The organism is Mesorhizobium humile, from assembly GCF_033977215.1.
GTDB lineage: Bacteria > Pseudomonadota > Alphaproteobacteria > Rhizobiales > Rhizobiaceae > Mesorhizobium > Mesorhizobium humile.
Window position 1 is genome coordinate 96515 of sequence record NZ_JAVIIV010000007.1, and the last position, 21966, is coordinate 118480.

The following is a 21966-nucleotide window of genomic DNA, read 5'->3' on the forward strand; positions in this document are numbered from 1 at the left end:
ATGCGCGCCTACCAGACGCTCACGGTCGAAACCCAGGGCCGCGTCGCGGTCGTTACCTTTCGCCGCGCCGATCAGCTCAACGCCATGAACCGGCTGATGCAAGGCGAGATCACGGAGGCGTTGGAAGCGCTGTCCTCTGATGCGGGCGTCGGCGCGATCGTGGTGACCGGCGAGGGGCGCGGCTTCATGGCCGGCGCCGATATCAAGGAATACGCGGCCCAGACGGCGGCCGAGTTCGACACGTTTCAGGCTGCCGGCACGCGCATGTATGCGGCGATCGAGAACAACCGCAAGCCGGTGATCGCGGCGGTCAACGGCTTTGCGCTGGGCGGCGGCATGGAGCTGGTGCTGTGCTGCGACATCGTGATCGCCAACCAGTTCGCGAAGCTCGGCCTGCCGGAGATCAAGCTCGGGCTGATCCCCGGCGGCGGCGGCACGCAGCGCACCGTCGCCAAGCTCGGCCGCAACCGCGCCAGTCTTCTGCTGATGACCGGCGCCATCGTGCCGGCCTCCGAATTCGTCAGCGCGGGCCTGGTCAACGAGATCGTCGATGTCGAAAGGCTGATGCCGCGCGCGCTGGAACTGGCCGGGATGATCGCTGCCGAGCCGGCTTCCGCGATCGAAGGTCTCAAAGTCCTGACGGCGCATGCGGTGTCGGGTGATCTGGCGGATGGCCTCGCCATGGAGCGTAACATACTGGGCGGCCTTTACCGCAGCGAGGTTGGCCAACGGCGCGTCAGGGAATTCGCCGAGAGGAGCGCGACCAAGGTGAAAAAGGCCGGGCCGTGAAGATCGGCGATCGAACTGCATTGTCTCTGGTCAAGCCGAACCGGCCGAGCTTCACGGATGTCGAGGGGCTGGCAGCGATGGTCGGCCATGGCGACGCTTTCGGCGTCGGCGGTCATCATTTCGCCCGACTGCCGATCGCCTTGCTGCGTGCGATCGCCAAGACCGGTGTGAAAGACTTGCACTACGTCTCCTGGGCTGGCGGGTTGCCGCTCGAGCTGCTGCTCGAGGCGGGCGCGGTGGCTGAGATCGAGCTGTGCTTTTCCAGCCTCGACATCTTCGGGCTGCCGCCGAAATTCCGCGCGGCCGCCGAGATTGGCGCGATCCCCGTCCGCGACTGGACGGCCCTGGCCATGATCCAGGCGCTGCGGGCGGCGCAGCAGAACCTGCCGTCGATGCCGTTCCAGCTTCCTCAAGGGTCCGACATGCTGGCGCGCGTGCCAACTGCGGCCGCCAGGCCCGATCCGCTTGCCGAGACCGATACGGGGTTCGTCCCGCCGCTCAGGCTCGACACATTTGTCGTCCACGCCCAGCGCGCCGACAAAAGCGGCAATGTCGAGATCATCGGGCCGCGGGCGCTGGACTTCGCCATGGCCGGCGCGGCGCGCCAGGTGCTGGTCACGGTCGAGGAGATCGTGCCGGTTGGGGCACTGCGCCGGGACGGCCGCCAGAGCATCCTCACCCGCAATCAGGTTTCGGCCATTGCGCTTGCGCCGGGCGGCGCCTATCCGGCCTCGTGCCTGCCATTCTACGTCACGGATTATCAGGCCTTGTCGGAGGCCTTCGCGACGAAGGACGCAGCTCTGTCGGATAGGCTCGGTCTGCCTTTAGGCGGCCTGCCGGAGCGGCTTCAAAAAGCGGCCAAGGTCACCGCCGAAATGGTCCTCGCGATGCCTGCATTGTCGCAGGGCGAAGGGGAAGCAACCGTCGACGAGATCATTGCCGCGCGGATCGCGGCCGAGCTCGACAATGAGAGCTTCGCCAGCGCCGGCGCGGTGTCGCCGCTCGCCAATGTCGCCTATCGGCTGGCCAAGGCGACGCATGCGCCTGACATGATCATCGCGACGATGAGCTGCGGCCACCTCGACGTCGCGCCGAGCCCGATGGTGCTGTCGCTGATCGAAAGCCTCGATTGCGAGACGGCCGTGGCGCATGCCGGCGGCGACGACACCTACTCGACCTACTACCAGGCGGGCGCGGTGACGCATGAGATCGTCGGCGCCGCGCAAGTCGACCGGCACGGCCGCGTCAATACCATCGCGCTGCGCAAGCCGAGCGGCGGTCTGATCCGGCTGCCGGGGCAGGGCGGCATGGCCGACGTCGCCAACATGCATCGCGACTACCTGCTCTACGTTCCGCGTCATTCGGTCCAGTCGCTGGTCGACGCGGTCGAGATCGCGAGCTCGGCGCGCGGACTGCTGACGCCGTCCGAACGCGAGCCGATGGGCTATCGCACAGGCAAGGCGCTGGTCTTCACCGATCTCTGCATCTTCCGGCTCGACCAGGCATCCAGGAAATTGATCGTCATCGAAACCATGCCGGGCGTCACCCGGCCGCAGATCGGTGAAGCCACCGGTTTCGAAGTGACATTCGATGCCGATTGCCGCGAGGTGCCGGTGCCCTCCAGCGATACGCTTGCCGTGCTGCGAAGCCGCATCGACCCGCTTGGCCTGCGGCGCCTGGAATTCGTCAGCGCCAAGGAGCGTGGCGCGCTCATCGCCGAAATCCTCGCGGCCGACCGCGCGATGGTCGAACGCTGCATCGCCGCGCAAAGCTGAGAAACGTTCCATGGCAAAACCGTTGCTCGATATGTCCGCCGCCCGCGTCTTCTTCGACGGCATCTTCACCGACCCGCGCGTCGCGCATCCGGAAGGCGTGGCCGTCCATCGCGACGGATCGATCTGGTGCGGTACCGAGACCGGCGATCTGCTGAGACTGGCGGCAGACGGCGGCTCGGTCGAGCGCATGGGCGGCACCGATGGCTTTCTGCTTGGCATTGCCTTCGACAGCGCCGGCAACTGCTTTGCCTGCGATCTCAGGCATGCCGCGATCTTCCGTTGGGATGCCGCGACAGGTCGCATGGAGCGGTTCGCTTCGTCCGGCATCCGCGTGCCCAACTATCCGATCGTCGACGAGGCGAGAGGCTGGCTCTTCGTTTCGGACAGCGTCGGCGAGGACAATCGCTCGGGCATCTTCCGTTACGATCTCAAGACGGGCGAGGGCGGCCTGTGGTGCCGGGACGCGATGTCGTTCGCCAATGGCATGGCCATGGCGCCGAACGGCAACGGCCTCTATGTGGTGGAAAGCAACGCGCCCTGTATCAGCCACGTTCCGATCCTTGCCGACGGCAAGGCTGGGGTCCGGCAGGTCGTGGTCGAAGACGTTCGCAATGTTCCAGACGGGCTCGCCTTCGCTCCCGACGGCTCGCTGCTGATCTCATGCTACGAGCCGAGCCGCATCTATCGCTGGCGAAAGGAGCAAGGTCTCGAAGTGTTGATCGAGGATCCGGCCGCGACGACGCTGGCGCATCCCACCAACATCGCCTTCAAGGGCGACAAGCTCTACACCGCGAACCTTGGCCGCTGGCACATCACCGAGATCGATCTGGCGGCGATTGCGGGCTTGAGCGGCGCCTGAACCGCCAAAGATAAGACGGCGCCGCCGCGGAAGAGGCGTGACTGTCGCGCCTTGCGCCTTCGATCGGGCGAGCGTCGCCACCGCAAGAATTCCCTTGGTCGACAAGCCGTTCACGGCCACGCGAGGCCGGCTGCTTCGGTTTCGGCGAAGCAAAGGACAGAAAAAGACTTCTTTTTGCGATCCGGCCCGGATGCTCTCTTGCGTGACCTAGAAGAAGGCCCGCCTGGGAGGGCGACGCATAACAAGAGAGCGGCTGCCGAAACGACAGCCTGGCATACGCCACTCCAATGAGGTCGATGCCGGTAACAGCCATAGGGGAACTACGACGATGAAGACATTCCGAAATTGCCTGATGACCGCGGTCAGCGCAGGCCTGCTGGGCCTAGGGCTTGCCGGTCCCGCCAACGCCGGCGCCATTCGCCTCGGCATGACCACCTGGGTGGGCTATGGGCCGCTGTTCCTTGCCCGTGACCTTGGCTACTTCAAGGAAGCCGGCGTCGATGTCGACCTGAAGATCATAGAAGAATCAGCGCTTTACATGGCGGCGGTGGCCGGCGGCGATCTCGACGGCGCTGCCTCCACCGTCGACGAGCTGATGAAATACCGCTCGGACGATCTCTGCTTCAAATATGTGGTGGCGCTCGACGACAGCCATGGCGGCGACGGCGTCGTCACGCAGGCCGACGTCAAATCGCTCAAGGATTTGAAAGGCCAGCCCGTCGCCTTGAACGAGGGCTCGGTTTCCGAATTCTGGTTCAACGTGCTCCTGAAGAAGGAAGGCATGACCGAGGACGATGTCAGCGTCACCAACATGACCGCCGACGACGCCGCGACGGCCTTCATCGCCGGCCAGGTTCCCGCCGCGGTGACCTGGGAGCCACACCTCACCGAAGTCCGCAAGGGCGGAAAGGGCAAGGTGCTGATCGATTCCACCACCACCCCTGGCCTGATCGTCGACGTGATCGCGCTCAAAGCATCCCGAAGATGTGAAGGCCCTCATCAAGGGCTATTACAAGGCGGTCGAATACATCAAGACCAACCCGGACAAAGCCTATGAGATCATGGCCAAGGGCATTGGCGGCTATCTCGAGAAGCCCGAGGATTTCGCGGCCGGCGCCAAGGGCGTGCGGTACTACGACCGCGCCCGCAACCTGGAATTCTTCGGCACGCCGGAGAAGAGCGAAGCGGCCGACCTGGTGAATTTCGCGCAGGACATCTGGGGCAAGGCCGGCAAGCTCAAGATGACGATCGACTCGAAGACCATCCTCGACACCGATTTCATCAAGGAACAATGAGCCTTCGGGATCGCGGGGATCGGCCCGTCCGGGCCGATCCCCGTTTCTCGAACGTCTGAGCTTCGCGCCTGGATCGTTTCACCGTTTCATGGAAACGGCGAACCGCTCCATCTCTTGTTTGACGCAATTCCGAGCGGAAGGTTACGGCGAAGGCGCCGAACTTAACCGCCCTCACTTTTCCTGGAATTGCTCTAAAATCAACGGAGGCCATCTTATGGCACAAAGGCGGACGGCGTGGACACGCCTGACGACCCCATTCGCCAACATTCCCGCCAGCACGGCAACCACGCTGGCACTGGCGATGTGGGTGGTCGTGATCGGCGGCTGGGCATTGCTGTCCTACGGCCGCGTCGTACCGAACATGTTCCTGCCGACACCTGGAACCGTGCTCGAGACGACCTATCGCATGTCCCTGGACGGCAGCCTCTTCTACCACACTTTGACCAGCGCCAAGGTGGTGATCCTGGGCTTCATCGTGTCCTCGGCGATCGCTGTGCCGCTGGGACTGTGGATGGGGACCTACCGGGCGGTGCAGGCGCCGCTCGAGCCGCTGGTCAATTTCATCCGCTACCTGCCGGTGACCTCGTTCGTGCCGCTGTTCATCCTGTGGATCGGCATCGGCATCGAGCAGCGCATAGCGGTGATCTTCTTCGGCACCTTCTTCCAGCAACTGGTGATGATCTCCGACTGTGCGCGCGGCGTATCCAGGGACCTGGTCAACGCCTCCTACACTTTGGGCACCAAGCGCTCAGAAGCGGTGTGGCATGTCATCTTCCCTGCTGCGCTTCCGGCGATCCTCGACACGCTTCGCGTCACCATGGGCTGGGCCTGGACCTATCTGGTCGTGGCCGAGCTCGTCGCGGCGTCGAGCGGCCTCGGCTATATCAGCCTGAAGGCGATGCGCGGCTTCCAGGTCGACGTGATCTTCATGGCGATCGCCGCGATCGGGCTTCTGGGCCTGATCACCGACACGGCATTCCGCATTCTCCGGGCAAGGGTCGCGCCATGGGCACCTTGATCTTGAACGCATCCTCGCAAACCGCAGCCGGATCAAGGGTAGTGATGACCGAAACCATCAAGGCAAACAATCCAGACGGCCTGGCCTCTGCCAATGTCGATGCGCGCGCCGCCGGGACCACGATGGCCATCGAGGACGTGACACTGCGCTATGGCGACGCCAACGGCGTGCTGGCGCTGGACGATGTGTCGCTGAAGGTGGCCAAGAACGAATTCTGCGTCATCGTCGGCCCTTCGGGATGCGGCAAATCCAGCCTGCTCTACCTTGCCGCCGGCCTCAACGACGCGACCTCGGGCGTAATCAAGGTCGACGGCAGGGAAGTGATCGAGCCCGGCCCCGACAGGGGCATGGTGTTCCAGAGCTACACCTTGTTTCCGTGGCTCACGGTGCGCGCCAACATCGAGTACGGGCCGAAGCGCAAGGGCTTGCCCGCGGAGCAGCGCAGGCAAATCGTCGACCAATATCTCAACGAGGTCGGCCTTGCGCCCTTCGCCGATCATTACCCCGCCCAGCTTTCCGGCGGCATGAAGCAGCGCGTGGCGATCGCGCGCGCCCTTGCCAACGACCCGGCCGTCCTCCTGATGGACGAGCCGTTCGGCGCGCTCGACAGCCAGACGCGCGGCACCATGCAGAAGCTGCTCCTGCGCGTCTGGGAGCGACAGCAGAAGACGGTGCTCTTCGTCACCCACGATATCGACGAGGCGCTGGTGCTGGGCGATCGCGTCCTGGTGATGACTGCGCGGCCCGGCAAGATCAAGGCCGAGATCACGGTCGACATCCCGCGGCCGCGCTCGATGGACGTGATCCTCGAGCCTGACTTCATCGCGCTCAAGCGCCGCATCCTCGGGCTTCTGCACGACGAGATCGACGAGGATCACTAGGTCTCCAGCACAGAAATTTTGATGGCTCGGGATGTGTTTCCGTTAGCATGTTGCATGCCTTGGGAGACTGGCCGAAAACGCCTATCAGTTCGTCATTCTCGGGCTTGACCCGAGAATCCATTCCGTGACGCCTGCCATGGGGCACAGCGGAGCAGAATTCTTCACTGCGGCGACGCCTCGGTGTCACGGCATGGATTCCAGGGTCTGCGCGCGTCGCTTCGCTCCTTGCTCCGCCCTAGAATGACGACGTTTTGGAGGGACTTAAGCCAGTTCCGGACGTTGCGACGGCTCACCGAAACATCGACCTACTTGCCGCCGTTGCGCGCCGAGCCGAGGATCATCTCGGAAGCCTTCTGCCCGATCATCATGCTCGGCGCGTTGGTGTTGCCGCCGATCAGCTTCGGCATGACCGAAGCGTCCGCGACCCGGAGCCCGTCCAAGCCGCGCACCTTGAGCGTCGCCGGATCGACGACGGCCATCGCGTCCGTTCCCATCTTGCAGGTTCCCACCGGGTGATAGACGGTCAGCGCCTCGGCGCGCAGATAGGCCAGGATCTCGTCATCGGTTCGGACATCCTTGCCCGGCAGCATCTCCTTGCCGCGCACCGCGTCGAACTCTGGCGAGGCAAAGATCTGGCGCGCTATCTTGATGCCTTCGACCAGCACCATGGCGTCGTCTTCATGCGTGAAGAAGCGGTGGTCTATGAGGACGTCCCGCCGAGCGCTGTCGGGTGACAATTTGATCTCGCCGACGCTTTTCGGCCGAAGCACGCAGGTGTGAATGGCGTAGCCGTGGCCGTATTCGATCAGCCTGCCGCGATGGCTGCGATAGCCTGGCACGAAGTGGAACTGGATGTCGGGCAAGCCGTTCGCATGCCTGGTCTTGGCAAAGCCGCCGGCTTCGACATAGTTGGTGGTGAGCATGCCCTTGCGGCGCGCGAAATACTGGAAAGGCGCGGCGGCGATACGGGGCAAGTTAGCGATCGACAGGCCGAGCGTCCTGGTGCTCCTGGAGCGCACGGTGATCATGCCGTCGATGTGGTCCTGCAGGTTCTTGCCGACGCCGGGCAGGTCGAGAACCGGCGTGATGCCGATCTGCCGGAGCTCGGCTGCTGGACCGATCCCTGAATCCATCAGGATCTTGGGCGAGTTGATGGCGCCGGCCGAGAGCACGATTTCGCGACTGGCCGAGAGCGTGTTCTGCCGGCCCTCATGCCGCACGCGTATCCCCTTGGCGCGCCCCTCGGCGATGATGAGGTCGATCACCTCGCATTCGCTGAGCAGCGTCAGGTTCTTGCGGTCGAGCACCGGACGCATGAACGCGCTGAAGCTGCTGAAGCGCTGACCCCGGTTCTGCGTGACGTTGTATATCCCGAGGCCGAACTGGCTTTCAGCATTGAAATCGGTGTTGGCGGGAAGGCCGGCATTTTTCCCGGCCTTGACGAACATGCTTGAAAGTTCGTTCGGATCGCGCGGATTGTCGACCAGCAATTCGCCGCCGCTGCCATGATAGCGCGGGTCCTGGCCGAGCAGATTGCGCTCCAGCTTCCTGAACACGGGCAGCACGTCGCGGTAGGCCCAGCCGGCGCAGCCGAGCCCGGCCCACTCGTCATAGTCCTCGGCGGCGCCGCGAATATAGACCATCGAGTTGATCGAGCTTGAACCGCCCAGCGCCTTGCCACGGTTGACCGGAATGCTGCGGTTGTTGAGCTCAGGCTGCGGCACGCCGACGAAGCAATAGTCGTAGTTCGGGTTGCCGTAGAGCGAGAGGATACCCGCCGGCACCTTGACGCGCAGGCTGTCGTCGCTGCCGCCGGCCTCGATCAGGCATACTTTCGCCGACGGATCGGCGCTCAGCCGATTGGCGACCACGCAACCGGCCGAGCCGGCGCCGACGACGATGTAGTCAAATTCCGCCGCTTCCATCCAACCCCCAAGACGCGGTCTCAAGCCGCGGGCTCTTCCCAGACCGATCTGCCGCCGACGATCGTTTTCAGCACCTTGATATCCGCGATCTTGTCCGGCTCGACCCGCAGCGGATCATCCGAAAGGACGATGAAGTCGGCGAGCTTCCCCGCCACCAAGCTGCCTTCATCTTTTTCCCGGTGGCCGGCAAAGGCTGCCCCCAGCGTATAGGCATGGAGCGCTTCTGCGACGGTGATCCTCTGCTCAGGGACCCAGCCGTCTTCCGGCTGGTGATCCCGGCTCTGGCGCAGCACCGCATTGCGAATGCCGATGAGCGGATTGAGGTCGACGATGGGCCAATCGGTTCCGAACGCGACGGCGCCCGAGGCGTCGATGATGGAGCGAACCGGAAAGGCCCGGGGCAAGGATTTGGAGCCGACGCGCACCTCCCAAAGCCCTTCCATCCCGAGCCACTGGTCGCGTGGATAGATCATGGCGGGCTGGAAGCTCGCTATCGCACCTGTCTCGGCAAAACGCTCGATGTCGCGCGCGGTGGGTATTTCGCAATGCTCTACCCGTGGCCGGCGCTGCCGCGAGCGTTCCCCGTCCGCGGCATAGGCGTCGAGGGCCATTTCGATGGCTCCCGTTCCGATCGCATGCGTCCAGACCTGAAATCCTTCCTGCTGCGCGCGGCTGACGGCCGCGTTGTAGACGGCTGCTTTCCACAAACATGTTCCGGTCTCGCCCGGTTTGTCGGCATAGCCCTGAGGCATGAAGCCGGTGTGGGATTCCAGCACGCCGTCCAGGAAGAATTTGATAACACGCCCGTCGAGAAAGTCAGGGGCGAGGTCAGCCCTCCATCCGGATACGCGCGCAATCACCTCGTCGAGGTTCGACTCCGGATCTACAATGCTCGAAAGCGTGAACCGCAGGCTCAGCTCACCATTCGCGCATATCTCCGCCAGCAGGGGGACTGCTTCGTCATCCATCCCTGCGCTCTGGACCCGCGATAGTCCGAGACGGTTCGCTTCCTTGATGGCGCGGAGCAGCGCCGATCGCAGATCCGATTGCGAGGTTTGGGGGAGCAGCGCTTCAAACCTGGACCACGCTTTCTCCTTCAGCCAGCCGGTTGGCTCGCCCCTCGCATCCCTCACGATCTCGCCACCTTCGGGATCGGGCGTGTCCCTGGCGATGCCGGCAAGTTCCAGCGCCTTGCTGTTCACCCAGGCGGCGTGCGCCATGCCGGAGCGGAAGAAAACCGGGCGATCGGCGACGACTTGATCGAGAAGCGATTTGTGGAAGCCGCTTTCGGGGAGATCGGGGTAGCCGTAGCTGAATTCGCTGCCCACGATCCATGCGCGATCGGGATGGGCTTGCGAATAGGCCTTCAACCGGTCGAGGACGTCGCCGAACGTCTTTGCCTCGCGCAACCGTACTTCATCGAGATATTTGCTTCCCCAGGCGAAATGGACATGGGAGTCGATGAAGGCGGGCATTGCGAACCGGCCTTGAAGATCGACGATTTCGGCTTTCGCGGAGGCCCGCGCCCTGACGAAGGACCAGGAGCCGACAGCAGCGATGCGTTCGCCGCGAACCAGCATCGCCTCGGCAACGGGATTTGCCGCATCGACCGTGTATAGCGCGCCGTTTGCGTAAAGGGTCTCTCGCGCCATTTCACTCTCAGTGGTCGTCGCTCTAATCCGGGTGACGCAGGGAACCACCAAATCCAAGGCGCAAGAATTACTTTTTCCAGCACCCGTGCTTAGGGTCCGCCTAAGCTTTTCCCAATATCCGGAAGCGGTTTGCCGACCTTGATCGCCGGAAACCCACGGCCCCGCTTCAGCGTTTAGGGATAAGCTAAGCACTGACACATGAAATCATAATTTTCGCTCCGCCGGCCCGTCACTAAAAGCAAACCGGACCTCCATCACAGCGGCGAAAGCCCTATCGAAAGAGACGTGGACATGTCGGTTGAGAAGGTAGACACGCTCGTCGTCGGCGGCGGCCAGGCCGGGGTGGCGATGAGCGAGCACCTGAGCAAATGCGGGGTGCCTCATCTCGTCCTCGAACGCGGCCGGATCGCCGAACGCTGGCGCTCGCAGCGTTGGGACTCCCTGGTTGCCAACGGTCCGGCCTGGCATGACCGGTTTCCAGGCATGGAGTTTCCCGTGACTGGCCCCGACGGCTTTCCTTCCAAGGAGGAGGTCGCCGACTATTTCGTCGCCTACGCAAAGCAGATCGACGCGCCGATCCGCTGCGGCGTCGAGGTCAAGCTCGTGCAAAGGAATGTCGGCCGTCCGGGATTCCGCGTCGAGACGTCAGATGGCGTGATCGAGGCCAACAGCATCGTTGCCGCGACCGGCCCTTTCCAGGTCCCCGTCATCCCGCCGGTTGTCCCAAAGGAAACCGGCATCCTGCAAATCCATTCCAGCGCCTACCGCAACCCGGCGCAACTGCCGAAGGGCGCGGTGCTGGTGGTCGGGGCGGGATCCTCGGGCGTGCAGATTGCCGACGAGCTCCAGCGCGCGGGACGGCGGGTCTATCTCTCGGTCGGGCCGCATGACCGTCCGCCGCGCGCCTATCGCGGTCGCGACTTCTGCTGGTGGCTGGGCGTTCTCGGCAAATGGGACTTGGAGACTCCGGGACCCGGCACGGAGCATGTGACGATTGCGGTTAGTGGCGCGCGCGGCGGCGAAACGATCGATTTCCGCCGTCTGGCCGCGCAGGGGCTTACGCTGGTCGGCATGACGAAAACGTATCAGGACGGCGTCATGACCTTCGCGTCGGACCTTGCAAAGAACATTGCCCGCGGCGACGCCAGTCTGATGTCGCTGCTGGACGAGGCCGACGCCTATGTCGCCCGCAATGGTCTCGACCTTCCGGAAGAACCAGCTCTGCGCAAAATCGACCCGGATCCGGACTGCGTGACCAATCCAATAAGCGAGCTCAACCTGGCCGAGGCCGGGGTGGCGACGATCATCTGGGCGACAGGTTTTGCCGTCGATTACAGCTGGCTGAAGGTCGACGCTTTCGACGAGAAGGGCCGGCCCAGGCATCAGCGCGGCGTCTCGGTCGAACCGGGAGTCTATTTCCTCGGGCTGCCCTGGCAGTCACGCAGGGGGTCGAGCTTCATCTGGGGCGTCTGGCATGATGCCAAGCATGTGGCCGACCGTATTTCGACGCAGCGCAAATATCTGGCCTACCACGCCGCCGCGACGCGCGAGCCCGTGGACGCCTGACCAAAGCTGCGAGCCCGACACTTATGGAGACCATGATGGCGCATACGCGAATTCGCAAATTCAACACCAAGGATACCTATCCCGAGCAGAAGCTCGACAACGACCTCTGCCAGGCCGTGGTCACGCGCGGCGGCCGGACCGTCTATCTGCGTGGCCAGTGTCCGCAGGACCTCGACACGGCCAAGAACATCGACAGTCATGATCCGGTCGAGCAGACCCACAAGGTCATGCAGAACATCAGGCAGCTCATCGAGGAGTGCGGCGGCACGATGGAGCATCTGGTGAAGGTGGTGGTCTACATCACCGACGTGCGCCATCGCGAAGCCGTCTACCGGACGATGGGCGAGTACATCAGGGGCGTACACCCGGTTTCGACTGGCCTGGTCGTGTCGGCCCTGGCGCGGCCGGATTGGCTGGTCGAGATCGACGGCACCGCCGTCATTCCGGACTGAGCGCCATGACCTTCTCCATCGTCGCGCGGTGCAGGCGCACAGGCATGTTCGGCGTGGCGGTGTCCTCGTCGTCTCCCGCGGTCGCGGCGCGTTGCGCCTATGCGCAGGCCGGCGTCGGCGCGGTCGCCAGCCAGAACGTCACCGACCCTACGCTCGGACCTCGGGCGCTGGAGTTGATGGCGCGCGGCGCCTCCGCCACAGAGGCCGTCGCGATCCTGAAGCGCACGGGCGCTTTTATCGAATACCGGCAGATACTGGCTGTCGACGCCGCGGGCGTCAGCGCGATCCACTCCGGGCCGAAGGCGCTCGGCATCTGGGCCGAGGCGCGCGGCGAGGACGTCGCCTGCGGCGGCAACCTGCTTTCGAATGACGGCGTCCCGCAGGCCATGGTCGACGCCTTTCTCGCTTCGGAAGGGCACCTTGGCGACCGGCTGATCGCCACGATGCGCGCCGCGCTCAAAGCCGGCGGCGAGGCCGGGCCTGTCCGCTCCGCCGGCATGAAGCTGGTGCGCGATGTGTCCTGGCCTGTCGCCGACCTGCGTTGCGACTGGACGGAAGCGTGTCCGATCGAGCAGCTGGCGGGGTTGTGGGGTATCTACAAGCCCCAGCTCGATGCCTATGTTACCCGCGCCCTCAACCCGTCCGATGCGCCGAGCTACGGCGTGCCCGGTGACGAATAGTCCGACCCAGTCCTGGAGCCAGCATGAGCGAACTCAGCCATAAGGAGTGGGTCGGCAAGGCGTCCGCGATCCGTTTTCGCGACAAGGCCTTCATCGATGGCAAGCCGGTGCCGGCGCGCTCCGGCCGGACCTTTGCCAGCATCAACCCGGCCACGGGGGCGACGCTCGCCGAGGTCGCCTCCTGCGGCGAAGAGGACATCGACCTTGCCGTTGCGGCGGCACGACGCAGCTTCGACGCCGGCGTCTGGTCGCGAACGGCCCCCGCGCATCGCAAGCAGGTGCTGCTGCGGCTGGCGGAGCTGCTGCGCGAGAACCTGCCGGAGCTTGCGCTGCTGGAATCGCTGGACATGGGCAAGCTGGTCAAGGACGCGGCCACCATCGACGTGCCGGGCTCGGCGGCGATCTTCCAGTGGTACGCCGAGGCGATCGACAAGGTCTATGACGAGGTCGCGCCGACGGGCCAGGGCGACCTCGCTTTGGTGCGGCGCGAGCCGCTCGGCGTCGTGGGCGCCGTGGTGCCGTGGAATTTCCCGCTCGACATGGCGACCTGGAAATGCGCGCCGGCGTTGGCGGCGGGCAATTCGGTGGTGCTGAAGCCGGCCGAGCAATCGCCCTTCTCTGCGCTCAGGCTGGCGGAGCTCGCCATGGAGGCGGGCCTGCCCGCCGGCGTGCTCAACGTGGTGCCCGGCCTCGGCGAGACCGCCGGCCAGGCGCTTGGCCGGCATATGGATGTCGATTGCCTCGCCTTCACCGGGTCGACTGCCGTCGGCAAGCTGTTCCTGCAATATTCCGGCCAGTCGAACATGAAACAGGTCTGGCTGGAGACTGGCGGCAAGAGCCCCAATCTGGTGTTCGCGGATTGCGGCGACCTGGACGCTGCGGCCGACATGGCCGCCTTCGGCATCTTCTTCAACCAGGGGCAGGTCTGCTCAGCCAATTCCCGGCTGCTGGTGGAGCGCGGCATCAAGGATGCGCTGGTCGAGAAACTGGCGGAGCGCGCGGCGGCGACGCAACCCGGCGACCCCCTCGACCCGGCGTCGAGGATGGGGGCGATGGTGGATGCGCGGCACGCCGCGACCGTCATGCGGTTCATCGATGGCGGCAGGAAATCGGCACGATTGGTGACCGGCGGCGGTCGAATCTCGGTCGACGGGCGCGGCAGCTTCGTGCAGCCCACCATCTTCGACAATGTTGCGCCGGAGGATCCGCTTGCCCGCGACGAGATATTCGGCCCGGTGCTGTCGGTCATCGCCTTCGACAGCGAAGAGGAGGCGCTGCGGATTGCCAATGACAGCGTCTACGGGCTGGCGGCATCGCTATGGACCGACAGCCTGTCGCGGGCACACCGCATCGCGGAAAGACTGCGCGTCGGCACGGTTTCCGTGAACACCGTCGATGCGCTGAGCCCGATGACGCCCTTCGGCGGCTTCAAGCAGTCCGGCTTCGGGCGCGACCTGTCGCTGCACGCGCTCGACAAGTACACGGCGCTGAAGACCACCTGGATCAAGTACTGAGGAGCGGCCACGACTTGATTGCCGCAACCAAACGGGCATCATAGAGGCCCATGCCGCTCCGCTTCACACTCAGACAGCTCGAGTACTTCGTCGCCGTTGGCGAAGCGGGTTCGATTGCCAAGGCGGCCGAGCAGGTCAATGTCTCGCCGCCGTCGATCTCGGCCTCGATCGCCCAGCTCGAAGCGGAGTTCGGCGTGCAGCTCTTCGTGCGCAAGCACTCGCACGCGCTGGCGCTGACGGCGGGCGGACGCCTGTTCCTCAAGGAAGCCGCGCGGCTGCTCAACGATGCGGATGCGCTGCACGACATTGCCGGCGATATAGCCGAAAAGGTGCGCGGGCCGCTGGCGATCGGCTGCCTGCTGACATTCGCGCAGATCGTGCTGCCGGCGCTGCGCCGGAAATTCGAGGACGCCTATCCGGATGTGCGCGTCAGGCAGTTCGAGCGCAACCAGGGGCAGTTGTTCGAAATGCTGCAGCGTGGCGAAATAGACGCAGCACTCACCTACGACCTCGAACTGTCGCAGGACATGACGTTCGAGCCGCTGATGCAGCTGCCGGCCTATGTGATGCTTCCGGCCGCGCACCGCCTGGCGGGAAGGGCGGGCATCACGCCCGAGGAGCTGGTCGACGAGCCGATGGTGCTGCTCGACCTGCCCTATAGCCGCGAATATTTCCTGTCGGCTTTCCAACCCAAAGGGCTGCGGCCCAGGATCGCCGAGCGCACCGGCGACATCGCCGTCATGCGCACGATGGTCGCCAACGGCTTCGGCTACGGCATCGCCAACATGCGGCCGCTCAACACCATGTCGCCGGACGGCAAGCTGCTGGTCTTCGTGCCCTTGCTGGGTGACATCAGGCCGCTGATGATGGGAATTGCGCTGCCGAATGCCGAGCACCGCACGCTGACGGTTCAGGCCTTCATCGACCACTGCCGCCGCTTCGTGGTCGAGCAAGGCGTCTTCGGCACCGAACGCATCGTCAAATGAGAAATATCACGGCCAACCGTCGGCGAGCCGCGTCAGCAACCTTTCCAGCATCTCGTCGCAGCGCCGCAGCTGTTCGACGCTGACATATTCGTCCGACTTGTGCCCCTGCGCCATGGAGCCCGGTCCGCAGACGACGGCGGGCGTGCCGAGATCGCGGCTGAACAATCCGCCTTCCGTGCCGAACGCGACCTTCATCGTGTCGTTGGCGCCGGTCAGCGATTTGACGAAAGCGACGGCTTCCGAGCTGGCCGGCGTGTCGAGGCCCGGATAGGTGTTGGTGATCTCGATATCGATCGCGGCTTCCGGCGCGATCGAAGCCGCGTCGGCGGCAATGCGCGCGGCGTCGCCGCGAAGTCTGTCGAGAATGCCGGCGGCATCGTCGGCGGCGACATTGCGGATCTCGAAATCGACCTGGCAGAGGTTGGGCACGATGTTGAGCGCCACGCCGGCATTGATCTTGCCGACATGCACGGTCGTATAGGGGATGTCGTAGTCGCCGTCGCGCGCGCCTTCGCGCGCCAGCCGATCCTGTTCGTCGCGCAGGGCGCGCACGAAATCGCAGCCGAGATGGATGGCGTTGAGCGCCAACGGGGCGAGCGCCGAATGGCCTTCGCGTCCCCTGCAGAGGGCGCGCGCCGCGAGCTTGCCCTTGTGCCCGGTCGCCACTTGCATGTTGGTCGGCTCGCCGACGATGCACAGCAGCGGCCGTTGGGGTGCTGCACTCAACATCTCGATCAGGTCGCGCACGCCGAGACAGCCGATTTCCTCGTCGTAGGAGAGCGCCAGATGCAAGGGCGTGCGAAGCGCCATTTTCGAGGCCTTGATGCAGGCAGCAAGAGCGCAGGCCACGAAACCCTTCATGTCTGCCGCGCCGCGTCCGAAAAGCTTGCCGTCGCGCTCGGTCATCGCGAATGGCGGCAGCGTCCAGTTCTGGCCGTCGACGGGAACGACGTCGGTATGGCCGGACAGCATGATGCCAGGCCTGTTGGCCGGGCCGGTGGTGGCAAAGAGATTGGCCTTGTGGCCGTCGGCGCTGTGGATGAGCTGGCTGGCTATGCCGTTCGCTCCGACAAGGTCGGCCGCATAGCCGATGAGGTCGAGGTTGGAGTCGCGGCTCACCGTCGGGAAGGCGATCAGCTTTTCGAGGATCCTGATGCTGTCCATGTTTCTTGTCCCGTTGCCACAGCCGGCTGTGTAGCACCGTGCCGCCGTCGCCCTGAAGTCGCATTTGGCTCAGCGCCGGTTCACCTGAGGCTAATCCATGCAAGGGCGATTAGGCGCGTCCTAATCCGCGCAGAAGAAATCCGTAGTTTTCCCGCGACGGTGCCAACTTATGAGTAGTCTCCTTGTTGGAGCATGATCTTTTCCGAAAACCGGTTCCCACCTTTCGGGATCATGCTTTAGGCAGCGCCGAGCCGACAGGAAGGAAGCACCATGCGCGACCCACGCTACGACATTCTGTTCGAGCCGATGAAGATCGGACCGGTGACGGCCAAGAACCGCTTCTACCAGGTTCCCCATTGCAATGGCGGCGGTTATCGCGATCCGTCGGCCGCGGCCGAGATGCGCCGGATGAAGTCCGAAGGCGGATGGGGCGTCATCTTCACCGAGCAGACGGAGATGCACCACACCTCCGAGATCACGCCCTTCATCGAGCTGCGCCTGTGGGACGACGCCGATATCCCGGCGCTGGCCAAGATGGCCAAGGCCATGCACGAATATGGAGCGCTCGCCGGCATCCAGCTCGCCTATTCCGGCATCAACGGTCCCAACCTCTACACCAAGGAGGTCCCGCGCGGGCCGTCGGCGCTGCCGATCCGCACCTTCACCAACGATCCGGTGCAGGCGCGCGCCATGGACAGAGAGGATATCCGCGACCTGCGCCGCTGGCACCGCAATGCCTTCAAGCGCGCGAAGCAGGCGGGTTTCGACCTGGTGTGCCTCTACGGCGCGCACGGCTTCGGCATCATCCAGCATTTCCTGTCCACCGCCACCAACCAGCGCAGCGACGAATATGGCGGCTCGCTGGAGAACCGCTCGCGGCTGATGCGCGAGCTGATCGAGGAAGGACGCGACGCGATCGGCGACACCTGCGGCCTGACGCTCAGGCTGTCGCTGGACGAGATGATCGGCGAGCTTGGCTTCGCCAATTCGGAAGTCCGCGACATGATCGAGATGCATGCCGAGCTGCCCGATCTATGGGACCTCGCGCACGGCGCCTGGGAGGATTGCTCGGGGCCGTCGCGGTTCAAGGAAGAGGCGGCGCAGGAGAGCCTGGTCTCCGGCATCAAGAAGCTGACCTCGAAGCCGGTCGTCGGCGTCGGCCGTTTCACCTCGCCGGACGTGATGGTGAGGATGATCAAATCGGGCACGCTCGATTTCATCGGCTGCGCCCGCCCGTCGATCGCCGATCCCTTCCTGCCGAAAAAGGTCCAGGAGGGACGTATCGAGGACATCCGCGAATGCATCGGCTGCAACATCTGCATCACCGGCGACATGACGATGTCGATCTCGCGCTGCACGCAGAACCCGACCTTCATGGAGGAATGGCGCAAGGGCTGGCATCCGGAGCGCATGCAGGCCAAGGGCGACAGCGACAGCGTTCTGATCGTCGGCGCCGGGCCCGCCGGACTTGAGGCCGCCCGCGCGCTCGGCCTGCGCGGCTATCAGGTGGCAATTGCGGAAGCGGGTACCGAGCTCGGCGGCCGCGTGGCGCGCGAGTGCCTGCTGCCGGGTCTCTCGGCCTGGGGCCGGGTGCGCGATTATCGCCAGTATCAGCTCAGCCAGATGCCCAATGTCGAGATCTACTTCGAAAGCCGGCTGTCGGCGGACGACATCCTATCCTTCGGCTTCCAGAATGTCGCCATCGCCACCGGATCGACCTGGCGGCGCGACGGCGTCGCGCGCGCCCATATCGTGCCGATGCCGATCGACGCCGCGATGCCGGTCTACACGCCCGACGATCTGATGGACGGCAAGGTGCCGGGCGGCAATGTCGTGCTGTTCGACGACGACCACTACTACATGGGCGGCGTGCTGGCCGAGCTGATGGCGCGCCGGGGCGCGAAGGTGACCCTGGTGACACCTTCGGCCTATGTCTCGGACTGGACCCGCAATACGCTGGAGCAGGGCGCCATCCACCGTCGTCTGGCGGAGCTCGGAGTCGACATCGTGCTGAACAGGACCGTCACGAGCATCGTTCCGGGCGGCGTCGTGACGGCCTGCGTCTATACCGGCTCGAAACAGGACCTGGCCGCCGATGCCGTCGTCCTGGTCACGTCGCGCAATCAGGAGGACGACGTCTGGCGCGCACTGAAGGCCCGGGAAAACGAGTGGGCCAACAATGGCATCCGTTCGGTCAAGGTCATCGGCGATGCGCAAGCGCCAGGGCCGATCGCCTGGGCCACCTATGCCGGCCATCGCTTCGCCCGCGAGCTGGACGAAGCCGATATCGGCGACGCGCTGCCTTTCCGGCGCGAGGTGACGGCGCTGGCGGACGGGTAGCGCCGACACGGGAGCGCTCTATGGCGGCGTCAAGGGACCGCCGGCCGATATCACGGGTGGTCTCTCAGCCTTGCGCGCCGAGGTGGCCCGGTCGCCGCAGAGGACCGGCGTTCACGGCGCAAGGTCCCGCCACTTCCGAAGGGTTTTCCGCCATTTCGTCATGCGCCGGCAAGCAGCCGGAAAAACATTGGCGGTCATTCTCGGATTCTCCTTGAGGCTGGCGCGCAGATTGATCAGTTTGTCCGGAACGCTACCGCTTGCGATGCGGATAGTCGCGATCGACAGGGAGAAACAATGCGCACGAAAACCAGCATCCGCGTCGTCGGCTGCCATGCCGAGGGCGAGATCGGCGATGTCATCGTGGGCGGCGTGCTGCCGCCCGCGGGCCGCACGATGATGGAAAAGATGATCACGATGGAACGCGACCACGACCATATCAGGCGCATGCTGATCTGCGAGCCGCGCGGCAGCGTTGCCCGGCATGTCAATCTCCTGGTGCCCTCGACGCGCGAGGATTGTGCCGCGGGCGCCATCATCATGGAGCCGACCGAATATCCGCCGATGTCCGGCTCCAACACGATCTGCGTCGCCACGGTGTTGCTCGAGACCGGCATGGTGCCGATGCAGGAGCCGGAGACTCGCTTCAAGCTGGACATGCCGGGCGGCGTCATCGAGGTGCGCGCTGAATGCAGCGACGGCAAATGCCTGTCGATCACGCTGCGCAATGCCCCCGCCTTCGCCGAGCGCCTCGATGCCAGTATCGAGGTGGAAGGGCTGGGCACGATCAAGGTCGATATTGCCTATGGCGGCATGTTCTACGCGATCGTCGATGCGCCCGCGCTCGGCTTCTCGGTCACGCCCGACGAGGCGCGCGAGCTGGCCGTGGCCGGCGAGAAGGTCCGCCGCGCGGCGCGCGAGCAGCTCGACGTCGTGCACCCGCAGTTCGACAATGTGCGCGGCGTATCCATCGTGCAGTTCGCCATGCCGTTCCAGGGACCGGGCAACGTCACGCGCAACACCTGCATTGTCTCGCCCGGGCGCTCGGACCGCAGCCCGACGGGAACCGGCACCTCGGCCCGCATGGCGGTGCTGCAGGCGCGGGGCCTGATGAAGGCCGGCGAGGTGCTGATCCACGAATCGATCATCGGCTCGCGCTTCACCGGCAAGATCCTCGAACTCACCGAAGTCGCCGGGCGCAAGGCGATCGTGCCGCAGATAACCGGCAGGGCCTGGATCACGGGCGAGCACAACTATTATCTCGATCCGACGGATCCCTATCCGCAAGGCTACGTGCTGTCGGACACCTGGGGCACCTCGACTTCGGTGACGCAATAGATTTCCTGCAACGACATCGGCTCGACTCAGTCGAGCGCCCAGGCGTTTTCCAGCGCTCGGAAGGGGCGTTTGCGCTTGCAGAATGTCAGCGGACCTTGCAGGGAGGCGCCCGCTCTGATTCCCTGCGGTTGGTGGGGATCACCTGATTCGTGTGCTCGTTGCTCCGGTTCCGCATAGTCGCGCGGCGGAGCAGCGGGTGCTTTCGCTAGAAAGATGAAAAAATGACCGCCAAGCCGGAAATCCTGGAGATGAGACCCAAGATCACCGTTGTCGGGGTCGGCGGCGCCGGCGGCAACGCCGTCAACAATATGATCGCCGAGGGACTGCAGGGCGTCGAGTTCGTCGTCGCCAACACCGACGCCCAGGCGCTCACCATGTCGAAGTCGTCGCGGCTGATCCAGCTTGGCGCGCATGTGACCGAGGGCCTGGGCGCCGGGTCCTTGCCCCAGGTCGGAAGTGCTGCCGCGGAAGAATCCATCGACGAGATCATGGATCATCTGGCGGGAACGCATATGTGCTTCATCACCGCGGGCATGGGCGGCGGCACCGGGACCGGTGCGGCGCCCGTGATCGCGCGTGCGGCGCGCGATGCCGGCATCCTGACGGTGGCTGTCGTCACCAAGCCTTTCATGTTCGAAGGCAAGCGTAGGACTCAAGCCGCCGAGGAAGGCATCGAACGCCTGCGCGAGAGCGCCGATACCGTGATCGTCATCCCGAACCAGAACCTCTTCAGGGTCGCCGACGCCAGGACCACCTTCGCCGATGCCTTCGCCATGGCGGACCGCGTTCTCTACGCGGGTGTCGGCTGCATCACCGATCTCATCGTCAAGGAAGGCCTGATCAATCTCGATTTCGCCGACGTAAAGTCGGTGATGCGCGACATGGGCCGGGCGATGATGGGAACCGGCGAGGCCTCCGGGGAGGGGCGTGCCAAGATCGCGGCCGAGGCGGCGATCGCCAATCCGCTCCTCGATGAAGCCTCCATGTCCGGCGCCAGGGGACTGCTCGTGTCGATCTGCGGCGGCATGGACATGACGCTGTTCGAGGTCGACGAAGCCGCGACGCGGATAAGGGAAGAAGTCGACGCCGATGCCGACATCATCGTCGGCGCCATCTTCGACCAGGCCCTGGCGGGAAAGTTCCGCGTGTCCGTCGTCGCGACCGGCCTGCGCAAGAGCGCGGAGATCGCCCAGTTCGAGCAGCGGATCGCCTGAGACCACGGCGACCTCGCGGCCGCGCTTGTCCCCGACGGCACGACGCAATTGGCCGATATCCATTTCCGGCGGCGAAACAATTCGGGGACCGCATCGGCTTGGCATCTGTCCATTTTGGACCAATTCAGCGGCCTGTTCGACAGGCACCGGTTTAAGTTCCGGCAGGGAGGAGTAGAACTTAGCGACGATCGATGAAGCGTCGCGTCTGCCCGGGAGGACTAGCTTGCTCTTTGCCGTCCACTGTCTCGACCATGCCGATGCGCTTCAGCGCCGGCTCGCCAATTACGATGCCCACAAGGCCTATCTTGCCGCCGGCTCGGTCACGACCGTGATTTCCGGGCCGCTGGTCGCGGCGGACGGCGCAACCATGATCGGCTCGCTCTTCGTCTTTTCCGCTGAGAGCATCGAGGATGTGAAGGCATTCAACGCCGGCGACCCATTCAATGCCGCCAATGTCTGGCAGAGCGTCAGCATCAATCCCTTCCTGATGCGCGTCGACAATCGCGGCTGACGGAAGGAGG

General features: G+C 64.6%; 19 protein-coding genes. 16 read left to right on the plus strand and 3 right to left on the minus strand.

Going from position 1 to position 21966, the window contains the following annotated elements; translation table 11 throughout:
• From RFM52_RS13200 to RFM52_RS13230, 7 genes are all read left to right on the plus strand, one after another.
• The gene (locus RFM52_RS13200) at nucleotides 1-789 is read left to right on the plus strand and encodes an enoyl-CoA hydratase/isomerase family protein (RefSeq protein WP_320297150.1); all 789 of its coding nucleotides are present in this window, start codon (nucleotides 1-3) and stop codon (nucleotides 787-789) included.
• Nucleotides 786-2564, plus strand: coding sequence for a CoA-transferase (locus tag RFM52_RS13205; RefSeq protein WP_320297149.1), 1779 nt, complete (start codon nucleotides 786-788; stop codon nucleotides 2562-2564). The genes RFM52_RS13200 and RFM52_RS13205 overlap by 4 nt, the downstream gene beginning before the upstream one ends.
• A gap of 10 nt (nucleotides 2565-2574) precedes the next feature.
• A complete protein-coding gene (locus RFM52_RS13210; protein WP_320297148.1) occupies nucleotides 2575-3423 on the plus strand; it encodes an SMP-30/gluconolactonase/LRE family protein in 849 nt (282 codons plus the stop codon).
• Nucleotides 3424-3751: 328 nt separating this feature from the next.
• Nucleotides 3752-4480, plus strand: coding sequence for an ABC transporter substrate-binding protein (locus RFM52_RS13215; protein WP_320297147.1), 729 nt, complete (start codon nucleotides 3752-3754; stop codon nucleotides 4478-4480).
• The gene (locus RFM52_RS13220) at nucleotides 4410-4718 is read left to right on the plus strand and encodes a substrate-binding domain-containing protein (protein ID WP_320297146.1); all 309 of its coding nucleotides are present in this window, start codon (nucleotides 4410-4412) and stop codon (nucleotides 4716-4718) included. Before RFM52_RS13215 ends, RFM52_RS13220 begins: the two co-directional genes overlap by 71 nt.
• 214 nt (nucleotides 4719-4932) lie before the next feature.
• Nucleotides 4933-5736 (plus strand): ABC transporter permease, encoded by an 804-nt coding sequence (locus RFM52_RS13225; RefSeq protein ID WP_320297145.1) that lies wholly within the window; start codon nucleotides 4933-4935, stop codon nucleotides 5734-5736.
• A gap of 122 nt (nucleotides 5737-5858) precedes the next feature.
• Nucleotides 5859-6617: an ABC transporter ATP-binding protein gene (locus tag RFM52_RS13230; RefSeq protein WP_320297241.1), complete on the plus strand. Its 759-nt coding sequence runs from the start codon at nucleotides 5859-5861 to the stop codon at nucleotides 6615-6617.
• Between the two features lie 305 nt (nucleotides 6618-6922).
• On the opposite strand, the gene RFM52_RS13235 is transcribed toward RFM52_RS13230, so the two are convergent.
• Together RFM52_RS13235 and RFM52_RS13240 are read right to left on the minus strand one after the other, a co-directional pair.
• Nucleotides 6923-8542 carry a GMC family oxidoreductase gene (locus RFM52_RS13235; RefSeq protein WP_320297144.1) on the minus strand — a complete coding sequence of 540 codons (1620 nt, stop codon included), beginning with the start codon at nucleotides 8540-8542 and terminating at the stop codon, nucleotides 6923-6925.
• Nucleotides 8543-8562: 20 nt separating this feature from the next.
• Nucleotides 8563-10194, minus strand: coding sequence for an amidohydrolase (locus RFM52_RS13240; protein ID WP_320297143.1), 1632 nt, complete (start codon nucleotides 10192-10194; stop codon nucleotides 8563-8565).
• Between the two features lie 291 nt (nucleotides 10195-10485).
• Between RFM52_RS13240 and RFM52_RS13245 the strand changes: the two genes are divergently transcribed.
• From RFM52_RS13245 to RFM52_RS13265, 5 genes are read left to right on the plus strand one after another with little or no spacing between them, the layout of a single operon-like run.
• Nucleotides 10486-11760: a flavin-containing monooxygenase gene (locus RFM52_RS13245; RefSeq protein WP_320297142.1), complete on the plus strand. Its 1275-nt coding sequence runs from the start codon at nucleotides 10486-10488 to the stop codon at nucleotides 11758-11760.
• 35 nt (nucleotides 11761-11795) lie between these two features.
• Entirely contained in the window at nucleotides 11796-12212 is a 417-nt protein-coding gene (locus RFM52_RS13250) for a RidA family protein (protein WP_320297141.1), read from the plus strand.
• A gap of 5 nt (nucleotides 12213-12217) precedes the next feature.
• Nucleotides 12218-12892, plus strand: coding sequence for a DUF1028 domain-containing protein (locus RFM52_RS13255; RefSeq protein WP_320297140.1), 675 nt, complete (start codon nucleotides 12218-12220; stop codon nucleotides 12890-12892).
• Between the two features lie 23 nt (nucleotides 12893-12915).
• The gene (locus RFM52_RS13260; protein WP_320297139.1) at nucleotides 12916-14406 is read left to right on the plus strand and encodes an aldehyde dehydrogenase; all 1491 of its coding nucleotides are present in this window, start codon (nucleotides 12916-12918) and stop codon (nucleotides 14404-14406) included.
• Between the two features lie 50 nt (nucleotides 14407-14456).
• Nucleotides 14457-15392 carry a LysR family transcriptional regulator gene (locus RFM52_RS13265; protein ID WP_320297138.1) on the plus strand — a complete coding sequence of 312 codons (936 nt, stop codon included), beginning with the start codon at nucleotides 14457-14459 and terminating at the stop codon, nucleotides 15390-15392.
• 6 nt (nucleotides 15393-15398) lie between these two features.
• Here RFM52_RS13265 and argE read toward each other — a convergent pair whose 3' ends face one another.
• Nucleotides 15399-16556 carry an acetylornithine deacetylase gene (gene argE / locus RFM52_RS13270; protein ID WP_320297137.1) on the minus strand — a complete coding sequence of 386 codons (1158 nt, stop codon included), beginning with the start codon at nucleotides 16554-16556 and terminating at the stop codon, nucleotides 15399-15401.
• A gap of 270 nt (nucleotides 16557-16826) precedes the next feature.
• Between argE and RFM52_RS13275 the strand changes: the two genes are divergently transcribed.
• The 4 genes from RFM52_RS13275 to RFM52_RS13290 all read left to right on the plus strand — a co-directional run bounded on the left by RFM52_RS13275 (nucleotide 16827) and on the right by RFM52_RS13290 (nucleotide 21956).
• Complete coding sequence (locus tag RFM52_RS13275; protein WP_320297136.1) at nucleotides 16827-18896, plus strand: oxidoreductase; 2070 nt, start codon at nucleotides 16827-16829, stop codon at nucleotides 18894-18896.
• Between the two features lie 294 nt (nucleotides 18897-19190).
• Nucleotides 19191-20231: a proline racemase family protein gene (locus RFM52_RS13280; protein ID WP_320297135.1), complete on the plus strand. Its 1041-nt coding sequence runs from the start codon at nucleotides 19191-19193 to the stop codon at nucleotides 20229-20231.
• Nucleotides 20232-20452: 221 nt separating this feature from the next.
• The gene (ftsZ, locus tag RFM52_RS13285; protein ID WP_320297134.1) at nucleotides 20453-21445 is read left to right on the plus strand and encodes a cell division protein FtsZ; all 993 of its coding nucleotides are present in this window, start codon (nucleotides 20453-20455) and stop codon (nucleotides 21443-21445) included.
• Nucleotides 21446-21668: 223 nt separating this feature from the next.
• A complete protein-coding gene (locus RFM52_RS13290) occupies nucleotides 21669-21956 on the plus strand; it encodes a YciI family protein (protein WP_320297133.1) in 288 nt (95 codons plus the stop codon).
• Nucleotides 21957-21966 lie beyond the last annotated feature (10 nt).